Origin of the sequence: Sinorhizobium chiapasense (assembly GCF_045277575.1) — a bacterium.
Lineage (GTDB): Bacteria > Pseudomonadota > Alphaproteobacteria > Rhizobiales > Rhizobiaceae > Ensifer > Ensifer chiapasense_A.
This window is the reverse complement of the sequence record NZ_CP144205.1, coordinates 3,380,714-3,395,120: the sequence shown is the minus strand read 5'-3', so window position 1 is coordinate 3,395,120 and position 14,407 is coordinate 3,380,714. Positions and strand designations below refer to the sequence as shown.

Sequence of the window (14,407 nt, the reverse complement as noted above, 5' to 3'; positions counted from 1 at the left end):
TCCAAACCGGCCTGCATCAAGCGAGGCACCCTTCATTCGGGCTGTATATGGCGGAAAAGCCCGGAAATTACCAGTGCTGCCTTCATTCCCGGGCGGATGCAGCGACAGGCACGTCGAAGACCTCGCCGGGGCGCAGCGGCCGGAAGCGGGCGCGGGCGATGCCGGCCGCATCGAGCGCCCGTTCCAGCGCCAGCCGCGGCTCGTCGACGCCCTCGTCGGTCAGGCGGAACGTGCCCCAGTGGTGGCCGGCGACGTGGGCGGCAGCACAATCGATCATGCCACGCACGGCTTCTTCCGGGTTCTGGTGCTGGTCCTGCATGAACCAGCGGGGTTCGTAGGAACCGAAGGGCAGGTTGGCGAGACGGAAAGCGCCGTGTTTTTCGCGGGCGGCGCGATAGTTTGTGCCGCCATGAAAGCCGGTGTCGCCGACATGGTAGATCTTGCCGGCCGGCGTCTCCAGAACGAAGGCCGCCCAGAGCGCCATGCGCCGGTCGCGTGAGCCGCGGGCCGACCAGTGGTGGCAGGGCTCCGCGTGGATCACGATGTCATCGCCGCAATCGACCCGGTCATGCCAGTCGACCACCGTTATCTCGGCATCGGGAACGGCGTGGCGGATGATCGTGTCGTTCCCGAGTGGAGTGATGATCCGGGGCGTGTGCTCGTCGTGAAGCGCGGCCAGCGTTTCGACATCGAGATGGTCGTAATGGTTGTGGGTGACCAGCACGATGTCGATCGGCGGCAGATCGTCGAGCTCGATGCCGGGGGCATTGCGGCGCTGCGGGCCGGCGAAGGCGAAGGGGCTGGCGCGGTGCGCCCAGACAGGGTCGGTAAGAATGTTCACGCCGTGCACCTGGATAAGCAGCGTCGCATGGCCGACCATCGTCACGCGCAGGCGTTCGCCTTCGACGCTGAGTTCGGGCTTCACTTGCGCGAACGGACTTGGATTGTGCGCCGGCCAGCGGACCTTGCCGCCGCCGAACTGCCAGCGCAGCAGGTCCGCCATTCCCTTGGGCGGCTTGCCGCCGGGATTGAAGAAGCGGGTTCCGTCAAAATGATCGGAGACGGGGCCGCGATAATATGGATTGGGCGTCTTCTTCATCCAGAGCCTTTCGGCATGTCTCATGACTGAATCAAATGGTGCAGCGGCATAGGCGATGGAAGGTCGGGCCTTAATAAATTCTTGAAGACAGCAACTGGATTGCTATCGTGTTCGCATGCTCGTTCGATTCGATCCGCATGAACGCCTCTACAAGACCCTGAAGCTGGTCCGCTCCGTCCATCTCAACATGCAACGCGCGTCGGAGCATATGCTCGATGGGGCCGGCATATCCGTGGCCGAGCGCGCGGTTCTCGAACTTTTTTGCGCAGTGCAGATAACCGTGCCGGAGGCGGCGCGACGCCTGTCGATGAAGCGGCAGTTCGTGCTGCGCATCGTCACCGGACTGATAGACAAGCATTTGCTCGAGAAGCAGCCGAATCCGGAACATCGGCGCGCCTATCTTTGCACGCCGACGGTTGCCGGTCGCGATCTGTTCGAGGAAATTCATCGTCGCGAAGTCGAGATGCTGCACGCCTTGCTCGGTGACATCAACCAGACCGAAGTGGTGGCGGCACTCAGGGTAATGACGCGGGTCGCGACGGCCTTCGAGCAACTGACCGGGGAACTGGGCGAGGCCGCCGAGGGCGAGGCGCTTTGAGCCTGAAGCGCCCTCATTGCCCTGCCGTCCTTGACTTTTGCCGCGCTTTGCTGTTTATCCGCCCCAATTCCTTCGCAAGCTCAAGTCTTCGAAGCCGCCGACCGGGTCCCGTAAAGGTATAAAGAGAACCCGGAGGTCAACACCCGACAGCGCGTCGCGCCCTCGGGTGGTTTTTGGCTTTGCGCCTTGTTTTCCGCGCGAAGGAACCCACGTTTCCGGCGAGTTGATCGCCACCGGAAACCAGAAGGAAGTAAGAATGTTCGAGAGCCTCCAGGACCGCCTTGGTTCCATATTGAATGGACTGACCGGCCGCGGCGCATTGTCGGAAGCCGATGTTTCCGCCGCGCTCCGCGAGGTTCGCCGTGCGCTGCTCGAAGCCGACGTCGCGCTCGATGTCGTGCGCTCCTTTACTGAAAAGGTTCGTGAAAAGGCCGTTGGCGCCGAGATCCTGAAGTCGATCAAGCCCGGCCAGATGGTCGTCAAGATCGTCCACGACCAGCTCGTCGAGATGCTCGGCTCCGAGGGGGTCACCATCGACCTCAATGCTCCGGCGCCCGTCGTCATCATGATGGTCGGTCTGCAGGGCTCGGGTAAGACGACGACGACAGGCAAGATCGCCAACCGGATGAAGTCGCGGGACAAGAAAAAGGTCCTGATGGCTTCGCTCGACACGCGCCGTCCGGCCGCGCAGGAGCAGTTGCGTCAGCTCGGCGTGCAGACCGGCGTCGATACGCTGCCGATCATTGCCGGCCAGTCGCCGACCGATATCGCCGCGCGCGCCGTCCAGGCTGCCAAGCTCGGCGGTCACGACGTCGTCATCCTCGACACCGCCGGCCGTACCCATATCGACGAGCCGCTGATGATCGAGATGGCGGAGATCAAGCGGAAGTCCAATCCGCATGAAATCCTGCTCGTCGCCGATGCGCTGACCGGTCAGGACGCCGTCAATCTCGCCCGCAACTTCGACGAACGTGTCGGCATCACCGGCCTGGTGCTGACCCGCATGGATGGCGACGGTCGTGGCGGCGCGGCACTCTCGATGCGGGCCGTCACCGGCAAGCCGATCAAGCTCATCGGTGTCGGCGAGAAGATGGGCGAGCTCGAAGAGTTCCATCCCCGCCGTGTCGCCGACCGCATCCTCGGCATGGGCGACATCGTCTCGCTCGTCGAAAAGGCGGCCGAGAACATCGACGCCGAGAAGGCGGCGGCCATGGCCGCCAAGATGGCCAAGGGCAAGTTCGACCTGAACGACCTCGCCGACCAGCTCAAGCAGATGCAGAAGATGGGCGGCATGGGCGGCATCATGGGCCTGATGCCCGGCATGGCCGGCATGAAGGACAAGATGGCTGCGGCCGGTCTCGACGACACGCTCTTCAAGCGTCAGCTCGCCATCATCTCGTCGATGACCAAGGCCGAGCGCGCCAATCCGGACCTGCTCAAGCATTCGCGCAAGAAACGCATCGCGAGCGGCTCCGGCACCGATGCCGCCGACATCAACAAGCTTCTGAAGATGCACCGCCAGATGGCGGACATGATGAAGATGATGGGCGGCAAGGGCAAAGGCGGCATGATGAAGCAGATGATGGGCGGCCTTGCCAACAAGATGGGGCTCGGTGGCCTCGGTGGCGGCGGCATGCCTGACCTGTCGAAGCTCGACCCGAAGCAGCTCGAAGCGCTGCAGAAGCAGGCGGAAGCGGCCGGCCTCAAGCCGGGCGGAATGCCGGGTCTTGGCGGCGGTGGTCTGCCGGGTCTGGGCGGCGCCAAGCTTCCGGGCCTCGGTGGCGGCTTCCCCGGCCTTCCCGGCCTGCCGAAGAAGAAGTGAGGATCGCTTGAGAGATGATTGATCCCGAAATCAAACAGGAATTGGCGGGTTACCGGCAGTCGATCGACAACATCGATGCCGCGCTCGTCCACATGCTGGCCGAACGCTTCCGCTGCACCCAGGCAGTCGGGGTTCTCAAGGCCAAGCATGATCTGCCGCCGGCCGACCCGGCGCGCGAAGAATACCAGATCGAACGCCTGCGCCGCCTGGCCAAGGATGCCAATCTGGATCCGGATTTCGCCGAGAAGTTCCTGAACTTCATCATCAAGGAAGTCATCCGGCATCATGAAGCCATCGCCGCCGATCGCTCGCATAGCGCGGGCAACGCCGGCACAAACCATTCCGCTTGAACGAAGCGGTCAAGAAAGCCTGCAAGGAGTAACTGAAATGGCACTGAAAATTCGTCTCGCCCGTGGCGGTTCCAAGAAGCGTCCGTACTACCAGATCGTCGTTGCCGACGCCCGCAGCCCGCGCGACGGCCGCTTCCTCGAGAAGATCGGCTCCTGGAACCCGATGCTCGGCAAGGACGACGAAAAGCGCGTCGAACTCGACGCCGAGCGCGTCGCCCACTGGATCGCGCAGGGCGCCCAGCCGACCGACCGCGTTCTGCGCTTCCTCGACCAGGCTGGCCTGGCAAAGCGTCCGGCACGCAACAACCCGTCCAAGGCCGTTCCGGGCAAGAAGGCTCAGGAGCGCGCTGCTGAAGCCAAGCAGAAGGCTGAAGAAGCCGCTGCTGCCGCTGCAGACGCTGCCGCGGAATAATAGCCGGCAAACGGTCTGGAACGGGATCGTCGGTCTTCTGATCGCGTCCCCGCTCCGGCTTGCCGTGACTTAAGGAAACGGGTGGCATTTCCATGCCGCCCGTTTTCCGTTATGTGCACCGATATATCCCGAAACGGACGCGGACGATGAGCAAACTCGAAAACCCGGTTCTGATGGCGACGGTCGGCGCAGCGCAAGGCTTGCGCGGCGAGGTCAGGGTCAAGTCTTTTACCGACGATCCGACGGCGCTTGGCGACTACGGCAACCTGCACAGTGCCGACGGCCGCGTCTTCGAGGTGCTGGAAATCCGCGAGGCGAAGAACGTCGTCATCGTGCGCTTCCGCGGCGTCAACGACCGCAATGCCGCCGAGGCGCTCAATGGCCTCGAGCTCTTCATCGAGCGGGACAACCTGCCGGACGAGGATCTCGACGAGGACGAGTTCTTCTATGCCGATCTCGAGGGCCTGGAAGCGATCGACGGTAATGGCACCAGTTATGGCAAGGTCAGCGGTGTGTTCGATTTTGGTGCCGGTGATCTCCTGGAGCTGAAGGGCCCGGGCAGGCGCCCGGTGCTGATCCCCTTTACCGAATGGTCGGTGCTGGAAATCGATCTGGAAGCGGGCAGGCTGCTGGTCGATCCGGTTGCCGCCGGTCTTTCCGACGACAAGGACCAAGATTCGGGAAGTCCGTTTTCCGCGAAGCGCAAGTGAGCGATGCGGCGATGACTTTTCGTGCGACTGTTCTGACGCTCTATCCCGAGATGTTTCCGGGCCATCTCGGCGTTTCCCTTTCGGGCAAGGCGCTGGAGCGCGGCCAATGGTCGATCGAGGCGGTGCAGATCCGCGATTTCGCCGAGGACAAGCACCGCACCGTCGACGATACGCCGGCGGGTGGTGGTGCCGGCATGGTGCTGAAGCCCGACGTGCTCGCCCGAGCGATCGACCATGTCTCTGAGGGCGATGATCGCCCGCGGCTGCTGATGAGCCCGCGCGGCCGGCCGCTGACGCAGGCGCGGGTGCGCGAACTTGCTGCCGGTCCCGGTGTCGTCATCGTCTGCGGACGCTTTGAAGGCGTCGACCAGCGGGTGATCGATGCCCGCGGCCTCGAAGAGATTTCGATCGGCGACTATATTCTTTCCGGTGGTGAACCGGCGGCGCTGACGCTGCTCGATGCCGTGGTGCGCATCCTGCCCGGCGTCATGGGCAACGAGCTTTCGGGTGTTCATGAAAGCTTCGAAGGTGGCCTGCTCGAGCATCCGCATTATACCCGGCCGCAGGTCTTCGAAGGCCGCGAGATCCCGGCTGTGCTGACCTCGGGCAACCACGGCGCGATTGTCAAGTGGCGCGAGGCGGAGGCGCGGCGCCTCACCGCCGAGCGCAGGCCCGACCTTCTCGATCAGCCCGTGAAGAAATAATAGGCGGCCAGCAGCAGGCCGACGGCGACGACGAGGGCGCGGATGATCGCCTGCGGCACGCGCCTGGCCGCCCAGACGCCGGAGTAACCGCCAAGGGCCGCGCCCGGTACCATGATTGCCGCATGCAGCCAGGAGACGACGCCGCCCGCAGCAAAGACGACGATGGCGATCGCCGCAATCACGATCGAGATGAAGTTCTTGAGCGCGTTCAGCCGGTGGTAGCCGCCACCGGTGGCGAGCCCCAGCACTGCCAGCATCATGATGCCCATGCCGGCGCCGAAGAAACCGCCATAGACGGAGGTGACGAACTGGGCGCCGATGCCGGCTGGATTGATCGCATGCTCGTCAACACGCGCCTTGGGCTTCAAGAGCGGTCCGGCGGCGAAAATCGCGGTTGCCGCAAGCAGCAGCCAGGGGACCAGCGCGCGGAAGGAGGCGTTGGAAAGCGAGACGAGTAGCAGCGCGCCGCCCAGACCGCCGAGCGCCGAGATCACGCCGAGCAGCATGGCATAGCGCTTGTCGGCGCGGATCTCCTTGGCATAGGCGAGTGCCGAGGTGATATAGCCTGGGAACTGGATGATCGACGAAGTCGCATTGGCGACGATCGGCGAAAGGCCGCCAAGCGTCATCGCCCCGAAGGTCAGGAACGTTCCGCCGCCGGCGATGGCATTGACGACACCGGACAGGAAGCCGGCCGCAAAAAGCATGAGCACTTCGAAGATATGCATGGTCTCCCCCGACCCACCACGCTCGGGATAGCCGGTGGTTGTGGCGGCCGCAAGTCCGGTGCGTCCGATAATCGCCCGCGCCTATTTGCGGATTTTCTGATAGAATCATCATGTTCGGCGCGGATCGCCGAGAAAATATGGCTTCCGGGGATGACAAGCCGAACCGATTGGTGTATGTGCCGCCCCGGTTCGGGTTCTGTGCCCGTCGACCAAAACAAAGAATGGCGAATCCGCTCCTGCCGGTTTCCGGCAAAACCTGAAGGCAAGCCCGACAGGTTCATCGAGAGCGCTCTGGCTGTTTCAGAAGAACTTGAAAGGTTAGACCGATGAACATCATCCAGCAGCTGGAAGCCGAACAGGCCGCCAAGATCGCCGCCAAGCGCACGCTCCCCGAATTCTCCGCAGGCGACACGCTGCGCGTCAACGTCCGCGTTGTCGAAGGGAACCGTACCCGCGTTCAGGCCTATGAAGGCGTCTGCATCGCTCGTTCGGGCGGCGGCATCAACGAAAACTTCACCGTTCGCAAGATCTCCTACGGCGAAGGCGTCGAGCGCGTATTCCCGGTTTACTCTCCGCTCGTCGAGAGCGTCGAAGTGGTTCGCCGCGGTAAGGTCCGTCGCGCCAAGCTCTACTACCTGCGCGATCGTCGCGGCAAGTCGGCTCGTATCGTCGAGAACACCGGCACGCGCGCCCGCAAGCTCAACGAAGCCGAGCGCCAGGCGATTGCCGAGGAAAAGGCACGTATCGAGGCTGAAAAGGTTGCAGCAGCCCAGGCGCTCGCCGCCGAGAAGGCAGCAGCCGAAGCCGCCGAAGCAAAGGCAGCAGCGGAAGCCGCAGCAGAATAAGTTTTCAATCCTCTCGGATTGTTGGAAAGGCGGCCTCGGCCGCCTTTCTTTTTTGGTACTATCCGCTTGTCTTTTCGACGGAATTTGTGACATTTTCCGCTGCCACAATTTTCGGGAGCCCCTTCAATGACAATCCGTCGCCACGTGCTTGCGGGCATCGCAGCCGCACTTGCCGTTCCTTTCGCATTTTCTGCACCGGCCACTGCCAGCGACCTGCCCGATCTCGGCGGCAAGACGGTCGTCGTCGTCACGGAGAACGCCTACCCGCCGCTGCAGTTCGTCGATCCGAAGACCGGCGAAGCCAAGGGCTGGGAATACGACGCGATGAACGAGATCGCCAAGCGGTTGAATTTCAAGGTCGAATACCAGAACACGAGCTGGGACGCGATGATCCAGGCGGTGCACGACGGCCAATATCAGATCGGCATGACCGGCATCACCATCAAGGATGACCGCAAGGAGAAGGTCGACTTCTCGGACCCCTATATGCGCTCGCAACAGTTCATGCTGGTGCGCAGCGATGAAAACCGCTTCAACGACGGCAAGAGCTTCGGCGCCTTTGCCGACGGTCTGGTCGGCGCCCAGCCGGGCACCTCGCCGTTCTACACCGCCGTCTACGAAATGCTCGACGGCAACGAACAGAACCCACGCATCAAGCTGTTCGAGACCTTCGGTGCAACCGTGCAGGCGCTGAAGGCCGGTGACGTCGACGTGGTGCTGACCGATAGCGTCGCCGCCAAGGGCTATGTCGATTCCTCCGAAGGCAAGCTCAAGGTCGTCGGCGGCCCGCTCGGCACCGAGGATTTCGGCTTCATCTTCCCGAAAGGCTCGGATCTCGTCGCTCCGGTCAACGCCGCGATCAAGGCCTTGAAGGAGGACGGCACCTTCGATGCCCTCGATAAGAAGTGGTTCCTCGAATACAAGATGGGCGGCTGATCTGAGTGGCTGCCCCGCAATCTCCTGATATGTCCGGCAAGGGCGACTATCCCTGGTGGTTGGTCGCCCTTCTTGTGATCGCGGTGGCGCTTGCCGCCGTGATCGTCAGCAATGACATCTTCTCCGAAGTTTTCACTGTCGTCTTCAAGGGCCTCGGCGTCACCGTCTTCGTGACCCTCATGGGCTTCGTGCTGGCGACGACGTTCGGCCTCGGTATCGCGCTCATGGCGCTCTCCGAGCATACGGCGCTGCGGCAGGTCGCGCGCTTCTATACCGAAGTCATCCGCGGCGTGCCGATCCTGGTTCTGCTGTTCTACATTGCCTTCGTTGGAGCGCCGGCGCTGGTCGTCGCGGCCAATTTCGTCTGTGCGCCATTGATCAGTGCCGGCTGGATGGAACCGGTCGTCGTGCGCGACATCTCGCTGATGTGGCGCGCAATCATCGCCTTGATGATCGGCTATTCCGCCTTCATCGCCGAGGTGTTCCGGGCCGGCATCCTTTCGGTCGACAAGGGGCAGGTCGAGGCCGCGAAGGCGCTGGGACTTACGCGCTATCAGCGTTTTCGCCTCGTCATCTTCCCGCAGGCGGTCCGCGTGATCCTGCCGCCGCTCGGCAACGACTTCGTCGCCATGGTCAAGGATTCTTCGCTCGTGTCGGTGCTCGGCGTCGCCGACATCACGCAGATGGGCAAGGTTTACGCCTCCGGCTCCTTCCGCTTCTTCGAGACCTATTCGATCGTCGCCTATGTCTATCTGGTGCTGACCATCGGCCTGTCTCTGGCATTGCGGGCGTTGGAGCGGCGGCTGCGACGTGCCGAGCAGCGCTGAGGCCGCTTCCACCAATTGCCGACCTGTCAGAAAATTGATATGAACACGGCCATGGAATCCAAATTCGGATGTCGCGAACAGAAAATCGTCGTGCTGCAGGATCACAAGCGCCTGCCGGCACGTTTCTTTGCGCGCGTCCACGGGGCGCTCACAAGCCGCCTATCCTGATCTCCTGATCAGCGTTTCCGGCCGCCCTGCCGCCGGCTTTCCCTACCTTTTGAAAACTCGATGGATATACTGCCATGAGCGCACCGCGTACCCTCTATGACAAGATCTGGGACGACCACCTGGTCAACGAACAGGAAGACGGCACCTGTCTTCTCTACATCGATCGTCACCTCGTTCACGAAGTGACGAGCCCGCAGGCCTTTGAGGGCCTGCGCATGGCCGGCCGCCAGGTCCGCGCCCCGGAAAAGACACTCGCCGTCGTCGACCACAACGTTCCGACATCGGCCGACCGCCATCTCGGCATCAAGAACGAGGAAAGCCGCATCCAGGTCGAGGCGCTCGCCAAGAACGCCGCCGACTTCGGTGTCGAATACTATTCCGAGAACGACAAGCGGCAGGGCATCGTGCACATCGTCGGCCCGGAGCAGGGCTTCACCCTGCCGGGCATGACCATCGTCTGCGGTGACAGCCACACCTCGACGCACGGTGCCTTCGGTTCTCTGGCCCACGGCATCGGCACCTCCGAGGTCGAGCACGTACTCGCGACCCAGACGCTGATCCAGAAGAAGGCGAAGAACATGCTGGTGCGCGTCGACGGCCAGCTTCCGCCCGGCGTCACCGCCAAGGACATCATCCTCGCGATCATCGGCGAGATCGGCACCGCCGGCGGCACCGGCCACGTCATCGAATTTGCCGGCGAGGCGATCCGCTCGTTGTCGATGGAAGGCCGCATGACCATCTGCAACATGACGATCGAAGGCGGTGCCCGCGCCGGCCTGATCGCGCCCGACGAGACGACATTTGCCTATATCAAGGACAAGCCGCGCGCTCCGAAGGGTAAGGCCTGGGACATGGCGCTCGAATACTGGAAGACGCTGCACACGGACGAAGGCGCGCATTATGACCGCGTCGTCGTGCTCGACGCCGCCAACCTGCCGCCGATCGTGTCCTGGGGCTCCTCTCCGGAAGACGTCATTTCGGTTCAGGGCATCGTTCCCAATCCGGACGAGATCCAGGAAGAGACCAAGCGGGCCTCCAAGTGGCGCGCGCTCGATTACATGGGCCTGAAGCCGGGCACGAAGATCACCGACATTGCCATCGATCGCGTCTTCATCGGTTCCTGCACCAATGGTCGCATCGAGGATCTCAGGGCCGTGGCCCAGGTCGTCGAAGGCCGCAAGGTCGCCTCGACCGTTTCGGCGATGATCGTTCCAGGCTCCGGCCTCGTGAAGGAACAGGCCGAGGCCGAAGGCCTCGACAAGATCTTCAAGGAAGCCGGCTTCGACTGGCGCGAGCCGGGCTGCTCTATGTGCCTGGCGATGAACGACGACCGGCTGAAGCCCGGCGAGCGTTGCGCGTCGACGTCGAACCGCAACTTCGAAGGTCGCCAGGGCTTCAAGGGCCGCACGCATCTGGTTTCGCCGGCCATGGCGGCAGCCGCGGCGGTGGCGGGCCACTTCGTCGATATCCGCGAATGGAAATAAGCCGGATCTGAGCTTTTCCGGCGCAAATGGCCGCCCTTCGGGGCGGCCTTTTTTGTCTGCGCGCATTCAAGGCATTCCGCGCGGCTCGGCGAAATGCGCTAAGCTGTCCACTCCTGGCCCGAAGAGCCTTGGGAGGACGACGGATGAGCGACGACCTGCCTGTTCACACCTACTGCCTGATGCTGCTTCGGCATGCCAAGTCCGCCTGGCCGGACGGCGTCGCCGATATCAATCGCCCGCTTGGCGAACGTGGCCGCAAGGCAGCGCCCCGGATGGGCGACTACATGAAGCAGCATAAGCTCGTGCCGGAACGCGCCCTCGTTTCTGCGGCGAAACGTGCACAAGAGACCTGGCAACTGGTCGCGGCCGCCCTGCCGTCGGGGATCGCGGTCGAGAATACCCGCGCGATCTACGAGGTGGGAGCGGCCCAGATCCTGAGCGTCCTCCGCGAGACCGATCCGGCCGTCGGGACGCTGCTCGTCGTCGGCCACAATCCTGGCATGGAGGACCTGGCGTTCCAACTCGTCGGTTCCGGCGATGCGGACTTGCGGATGCGTATGGCGGACAAGTTTCCGACGGCTGCCCTTGCCGTGCTCGAATTCGAAGCAACGGGTTGGCGCGAGCTTGCGCCCGGCGGTGCCAAGCTCCGGCGTTTCGTGACGCCCCGGTCGCTGGCCTGACTGACACCAGCCCTGGCCGGTATCAGAGAACCTGGATAACGGTGCCGCGCCGCATATGCGGGATCAGCCGCGACATGGCGGACAGGCTGACCGCGACGCAGCCCTGCGTCGGCTCATAGCCCGGCCGGATCAGGTGGAAGAAGATCGCCGAGCCGGCATTTCGCCGGCGAGCCATAAGGTTCCAGTCCATCACCAGGCAGATGTCATAGAGCCCGTCCTCGCGCATCATTTCCTCATGGCTCGGCGCGAAAGGTGCCGTGACCGGACGATTGTATTGGGCGTGGCCTGACGCGTCGCACCACAGCATGCCCTTGCGCGTGGTCCGCGTCGGCAGCGGCGTCGGCGGCAGGGAGAGCCGATCGCGCCTGACATAACCGCCGATCAGCTTCATTGCGGCGCGCGGGGTGGCGCCGTCACCCTCGCGCTTCAGGCTGGTGATGCCGCTTCGTCCGATCGCCGCCTGCTCGACGCGGCCGTCGAAGCAGACCAGTGCCCGCTTTCGATCGCGCGGCGCCGGGCGAACTGTGATGATGGATTTGGCTGGTCTTTTTCCCGACGTTTTCTTGCGCATCATTCTCACGGATTTTTGCTTTGCCCGTGATTTGGGGGGCACCATAAGCACGGTTGCGAATATAACGATCCAGCAATGCTGGTTCGCTTGCCAACACAGGCATTTGAGCTAGTTTGAAAATGGAAGCAAACAGGAATTGTCCAATGGCGACCCGTACCATTCTTCTTGTCGATGACGACAATGACCTGCGCGAGACATTGGTCGAGCAGCTCTCGCTCTACGAAGAATTCGATCTCATCCAGGAGGCGACCGCCGGCAAGGGTATCCAGACCGCACGTGGGCAGCAGGTAGATCTGCTGATCATGGACGTCGGCCTGCCCGACATGGATGGTCGCGAGGCGGTAAAGCTCCTGCGCAAGGGCGGCTTCAAGGCGCCGATCATCATGCTGACCGGCCACGACACCGATTCGGATACGATCCTCGGACTCGAGGCCGGCGCCAACGACTATGTGACGAAGCCGTTCCGCTTCGCCGTGCTGCTTGCCCGCATTCGCGCGCAGTTGCGCCAGCACGAGCAGAGCGAGGACGCGACCTTCAGCGTCGGGCCCTACACGTTCAAGCCCAGCCAGAAGCTGCTGACGCTTGAGAACGGCCAGAAGATTCGTCTCACCGAGAAGGAAGCGGCGATCATTCGCTACCTCTACCGCGCCGACCAGAAGGTGGTGACGCGCGACGTGCTTCTGGAAGAGGTCTGGGGTTACAATTCCGGGGTCACCACCCACACGCTGGAAACCCATGTCTACCGGCTGCGCCAGAAAATCGAGCGCGACCCTTCCAATGCCGAGATTTTGGTGACAGAGAACGGCGGCTACAAGATCGTTCCGTAGCCGGGGCATGCATGGCACAAACTGCTCCACACCATGTTCCGTTTTCCGTTACCGGCCTGCCGGGTCGGCAGCGACGTGACTTCCGGAGGTTAGCCGCTTGGCACTCAACGATGATATCGTGCTTCTGTCCAACGTGCCGCTGTTTGCCGATATCAGCGAGGACAAGCTCAGACTGATCGCCTTTGGCGCGGAGCGGCGCCGCATATTCAAGGGGCAGGAGCTGTTTCGCGAAGGGGCGCCAGCCGATTGCGCCTATGCGATTGCGAGCGGCAGCCTGTCCTTGTCGAAGGCAGGCGCCGACGGCTCCCTGGCGACGGTCACCACGGTTGGTCGTGGTGCACTTCTGTCGGAACTGGCCCTGATCTCGATGGTCGAACGCAAGTTCACGGCGACCGCCGAGGAAGATAGCGAGGTCATCCGCATCAACCGGCCGCTCTTCCGCCGCATGCTGGAAGAGTATCCGGAAGTGGCGGAGCTCGTCGAAGTGCGCATCCGCGAGAACCTGCAGGCGATGATCCGCCGGGCCGGCGCGCTCGTCGGCCGCTTTGACTGAATACAGGTAACGGGCCTCTGTCCGTTACCACCGGTATTTCAGCGAACCGAGCACGCCCGAATAGAGGGATAGTCCGCTTGGAAATGCGCATCAAGAAAAATATGATTCTTTTAATCGTGTTTTTCTTGATGAATCGGCAAGCACCGAAGGCGCGCGCCGCCGCTCAGGGAAAAGCGTCTAGATATCGAAGTGGGCGATGACCGGCACGTGGTCGGAGGGACGCTCCCAGCCGCGGGCTTCGCGCAGGATGTCGACGTGCTTCAGCGCCGGCGCCAGGTCGGCGGAAGACCAGATATGATCGAGCCGGCGACCGCGGTTGGCGGCCTCCCAGTCCTTCGCCCGGTAGCTCCACCAGGTGTAGAGCTTGGTCGGGGCCGGTGTGTGCTGGCGCATCAGGTCGACCCAGCCGCCGCCGGTCATGACCGTGGTCAGCCCTTCGGTCTCGATCGGCGTGTGGCTGACGATCTTCAGCAACTGCTTGTGCGACCAGACGTCGTCTTCGAGTGGCGCGATGTTGAGGTCGCCGACGAGGATCGAGGAAATGCCGGCCTCGGCCTCCGCGTGCAGCAGCTTCATCTCCTCGACGAAGTCGAGCTTGTGGCCGAACTTTGGATTGATGGTGCGGTCCGGCTCGTCGCCGCCCGCCGGAACATAGAAATTGTGTAGCCGGATCTTCTTGCCGCCGGTCTCGAAGACGACCGAGAGGTGGCGGGCATCGCCGACGCCGCAATAGTCGCGGCGGTCGCTGAGCTCATGCAGCGGCAGGCGCGAGATCGTCGCCACGCCGTGATAGCCCTTCTGGCCGTGCATCTCGATGTGATTGTAGCCGAGCGCCTTCAGCGGCTTCGAAGGGAACTGGTCGTTCGGGCATTTGGTTTCCTGCAGGCAGAGTATGTCCGGCTGCCACGTCTTCAGGAGATGCTCGACAAGCGGCATGCGCAGGCGAACGGAATTGATGTTCCATGTGGCGACGGAAAGGGCCATTCGTCATTCCCTGATCGGCTGGGGCCGGACGTTCGCGAAGGGAAGGCCGGCTTGGATGGATGTTTGACCTGAGCTTTAAGCAGGTCCGACGCGCCGGGACAAGGAATGC

18 protein-coding genes are annotated in these 14,407 nt (G+C 62.9%); 14 read left to right on the top strand and 4 right to left on the bottom strand.

Features of this window, described 5'->3' with window-relative positions:
• Positions 1–82: 82 nt before the first annotated feature.
• Positions 83–1,099: an MBL fold metallo-hydrolase gene (locus QM996_RS16390; RefSeq protein ID WP_500270336.1), complete on the bottom strand. Its 1,017-nt coding sequence runs from the start codon at positions 1,097–1,099 to the stop codon at positions 83–85.
• Positions 1,100–1,214: 115 nt separating this feature from the next.
• On the opposite strand from QM996_RS16390, the gene QM996_RS16385 reads away from it, so the two are divergent.
• The 6 genes from QM996_RS16385 (at position 1,215) to trmD (ending at position 5,695) form a co-directional block, all read left to right on the top strand.
• Positions 1,215–1,697 carry a MarR family winged helix-turn-helix transcriptional regulator gene (locus QM996_RS16385; protein ID WP_500268356.1) on the top strand — a complete coding sequence of 161 codons (483 nt, stop codon included), beginning with the start codon at positions 1,215–1,217 and terminating at the stop codon, positions 1,695–1,697.
• Positions 1,698–1,953: 256 nt separating this feature from the next.
• Complete coding sequence (gene ffh, locus QM996_RS16380; protein ID WP_500268355.1) at positions 1,954–3,519, top strand: signal recognition particle protein; 1,566 nt, start codon at positions 1,954–1,956, stop codon at positions 3,517–3,519.
• A gap of 14 nt (positions 3,520–3,533) precedes the next feature.
• The gene (locus QM996_RS16375; RefSeq protein ID WP_057254921.1) at positions 3,534–3,869 is read left to right on the top strand and encodes a chorismate mutase; all 336 of its coding nucleotides are present in this window, start codon (positions 3,534–3,536) and stop codon (positions 3,867–3,869) included.
• 37 nt (positions 3,870–3,906) lie between these two features.
• Positions 3,907–4,281: a small ribosomal subunit protein bS16 gene (rpsP, locus tag QM996_RS16370; protein WP_500268354.1), complete on the top strand. Its 375-nt coding sequence runs from the start codon at positions 3,907–3,909 to the stop codon at positions 4,279–4,281.
• Between the two features lie 146 nt (positions 4,282–4,427).
• Positions 4,428–4,991, top strand: a complete 564-nt coding sequence (rimM, locus tag QM996_RS16365; protein ID WP_500268353.1) for a ribosome maturation factor RimM — start codon at positions 4,428–4,430, stop codon at positions 4,989–4,991.
• Between the two features lie 11 nt (positions 4,992–5,002).
• A complete protein-coding gene (gene trmD / locus QM996_RS16360; protein ID WP_500268352.1) occupies positions 5,003–5,695 on the top strand; it encodes a tRNA (guanine(37)-N(1))-methyltransferase in 693 nt (230 codons plus the stop codon).
• Here the strand turns inward: trmD and QM996_RS16355 are convergent.
• Positions 5,677–6,423, bottom strand: a complete 747-nt coding sequence (locus QM996_RS16355; protein WP_483500411.1) for a sulfite exporter TauE/SafE family protein — start codon at positions 6,421–6,423, stop codon at positions 5,677–5,679. The two genes, trmD and QM996_RS16355, sit on opposite strands and share 19 nt — an antisense overlap.
• A gap of 326 nt (positions 6,424–6,749) precedes the next feature.
• Between QM996_RS16355 and rplS the strand changes: the two genes are divergently transcribed.
• The 6 genes from rplS to QM996_RS16325 all read left to right on the top strand — a co-directional run bounded on the left by rplS (position 6,750) and on the right by QM996_RS16325 (position 11,363).
• Entirely contained in the window at positions 6,750–7,268 is a 519-nt protein-coding gene (rplS, locus tag QM996_RS16350) for a 50S ribosomal protein L19 (protein ID WP_173517824.1), read from the top strand.
• Positions 7,269–7,394: 126 nt separating this feature from the next.
• Entirely contained in the window at positions 7,395–8,204 is an 810-nt protein-coding gene (locus QM996_RS16345; RefSeq protein ID WP_173517823.1) for a basic amino acid ABC transporter substrate-binding protein, read from the top strand.
• A gap of 29 nt (positions 8,205–8,233) precedes the next feature.
• On the top strand, positions 8,234–9,031 hold the full coding sequence (locus QM996_RS16340; RefSeq protein ID WP_500268351.1) for an amino acid ABC transporter permease: 798 nt from the start codon (positions 8,234–8,236) through the stop codon (positions 9,029–9,031).
• Between the two features lie 39 nt (positions 9,032–9,070).
• On the top strand, positions 9,071–9,199 hold the full coding sequence (locus QM996_RS16335; protein ID WP_282439048.1) for a hypothetical protein: 129 nt from the start codon (positions 9,071–9,073) through the stop codon (positions 9,197–9,199).
• A gap of 74 nt (positions 9,200–9,273) precedes the next feature.
• Positions 9,274–10,683, top strand: a complete 1,410-nt coding sequence (gene leuC, locus QM996_RS16330) for a 3-isopropylmalate dehydratase large subunit (RefSeq protein ID WP_500268350.1) — start codon at positions 9,274–9,276, stop codon at positions 10,681–10,683.
• 143 nt (positions 10,684–10,826) lie between these two features.
• Complete coding sequence (locus QM996_RS16325) at positions 10,827–11,363, top strand: SixA phosphatase family protein (RefSeq protein ID WP_500268349.1); 537 nt, start codon at positions 10,827–10,829, stop codon at positions 11,361–11,363.
• Positions 11,364–11,385: 22 nt separating this feature from the next.
• Here the strand turns inward: QM996_RS16325 and QM996_RS16320 are convergent, their stop codons facing one another.
• On the bottom strand, positions 11,386–11,934 hold the full coding sequence (locus QM996_RS16320; protein WP_500270335.1) for a L,D-transpeptidase family protein: 549 nt from the start codon (positions 11,932–11,934) through the stop codon (positions 11,386–11,388).
• 143 nt (positions 11,935–12,077) lie between these two features.
• Here QM996_RS16320 and QM996_RS16315 point away from each other — a divergent pair, with 143 nt between their 5' ends.
• Both QM996_RS16315 and QM996_RS16310 read left to right on the top strand, forming a co-directional pair.
• Positions 12,078–12,761 (top strand): response regulator transcription factor, encoded by a 684-nt coding sequence (locus QM996_RS16315; protein WP_065776897.1) that lies wholly within the window; start codon positions 12,078–12,080, stop codon positions 12,759–12,761.
• Between the two features lie 97 nt (positions 12,762–12,858).
• Complete coding sequence (locus tag QM996_RS16310; protein WP_500268348.1) at positions 12,859–13,314, top strand: cyclic nucleotide-binding domain-containing protein; 456 nt, start codon at positions 12,859–12,861, stop codon at positions 13,312–13,314.
• 177 nt (positions 13,315–13,491) lie between these two features.
• Here the strand turns inward: QM996_RS16310 and QM996_RS16305 are convergent, their stop codons facing one another.
• Complete coding sequence (locus QM996_RS16305; protein WP_500268347.1) at positions 13,492–14,298, bottom strand: exodeoxyribonuclease III; 807 nt, start codon at positions 14,296–14,298, stop codon at positions 13,492–13,494.
• Positions 14,299–14,407 lie beyond the last annotated feature (109 nt).

Coding starts and splice junctions, on each gene's coding strand:
- QM996_RS16325 (WP_500268349.1), top strand. CDS start 10,827: ATGAGCGACGACCTGCCTGTTCACACCTACTGCCTGATGCTGCTTCGG.
- QM996_RS16345 (WP_173517823.1), top strand. CDS start 7,395: ATGACAATCCGTCGCCACGTGCTTGCGGGCATCGCAGCCGCACTTGCC.
- leuC (WP_500268350.1), top strand. CDS start 9,274: ATGAGCGCACCGCGTACCCTCTATGACAAGATCTGGGACGACCACCTG.
- QM996_RS16320 (WP_500270335.1), bottom strand. CDS start 11,934: ATGCGCAAGAAAACGTCGGGAAAAAGACCAGCCAAATCCATCATCACA.
- QM996_RS16375 (WP_057254921.1), top strand. CDS start 3,534: ATGATTGATCCCGAAATCAAACAGGAATTGGCGGGTTACCGGCAGTCG.
- QM996_RS16315 (WP_065776897.1), top strand. CDS start 12,078: ATGGCGACCCGTACCATTCTTCTTGTCGATGACGACAATGACCTGCGC.
- rplS (WP_173517824.1), top strand. CDS start 6,750: ATGAACATCATCCAGCAGCTGGAAGCCGAACAGGCCGCCAAGATCGCC.
- QM996_RS16385 (WP_500268356.1), top strand. CDS start 1,215: ATGCTCGTTCGATTCGATCCGCATGAACGCCTCTACAAGACCCTGAAG.
- rpsP (WP_500268354.1), top strand. CDS start 3,907: ATGGCACTGAAAATTCGTCTCGCCCGTGGCGGTTCCAAGAAGCGTCCG.
- QM996_RS16390 (WP_500270336.1), bottom strand. CDS start 1,099: ATGAAGAAGACGCCCAATCCATATTATCGCGGCCCCGTCTCCGATCAT.
- ffh (WP_500268355.1), top strand. CDS start 1,954: ATGTTCGAGAGCCTCCAGGACCGCCTTGGTTCCATATTGAATGGACTG.
- QM996_RS16355 (WP_483500411.1), bottom strand. CDS start 6,423: ATGCATATCTTCGAAGTGCTCATGCTTTTTGCGGCCGGCTTCCTGTCC.
- rimM (WP_500268353.1), top strand. CDS start 4,428: ATGAGCAAACTCGAAAACCCGGTTCTGATGGCGACGGTCGGCGCAGCG.
- QM996_RS16305 (WP_500268347.1), bottom strand. CDS start 14,298: ATGGCCCTTTCCGTCGCCACATGGAACATCAATTCCGTTCGCCTGCGC.
- trmD (WP_500268352.1), top strand. CDS start 5,003: ATGACTTTTCGTGCGACTGTTCTGACGCTCTATCCCGAGATGTTTCCG.
- QM996_RS16340 (WP_500268351.1), top strand. CDS start 8,234: ATGTCCGGCAAGGGCGACTATCCCTGGTGGTTGGTCGCCCTTCTTGTG.
- QM996_RS16335 (WP_282439048.1), top strand. CDS start 9,071: ATGAACACGGCCATGGAATCCAAATTCGGATGTCGCGAACAGAAAATC.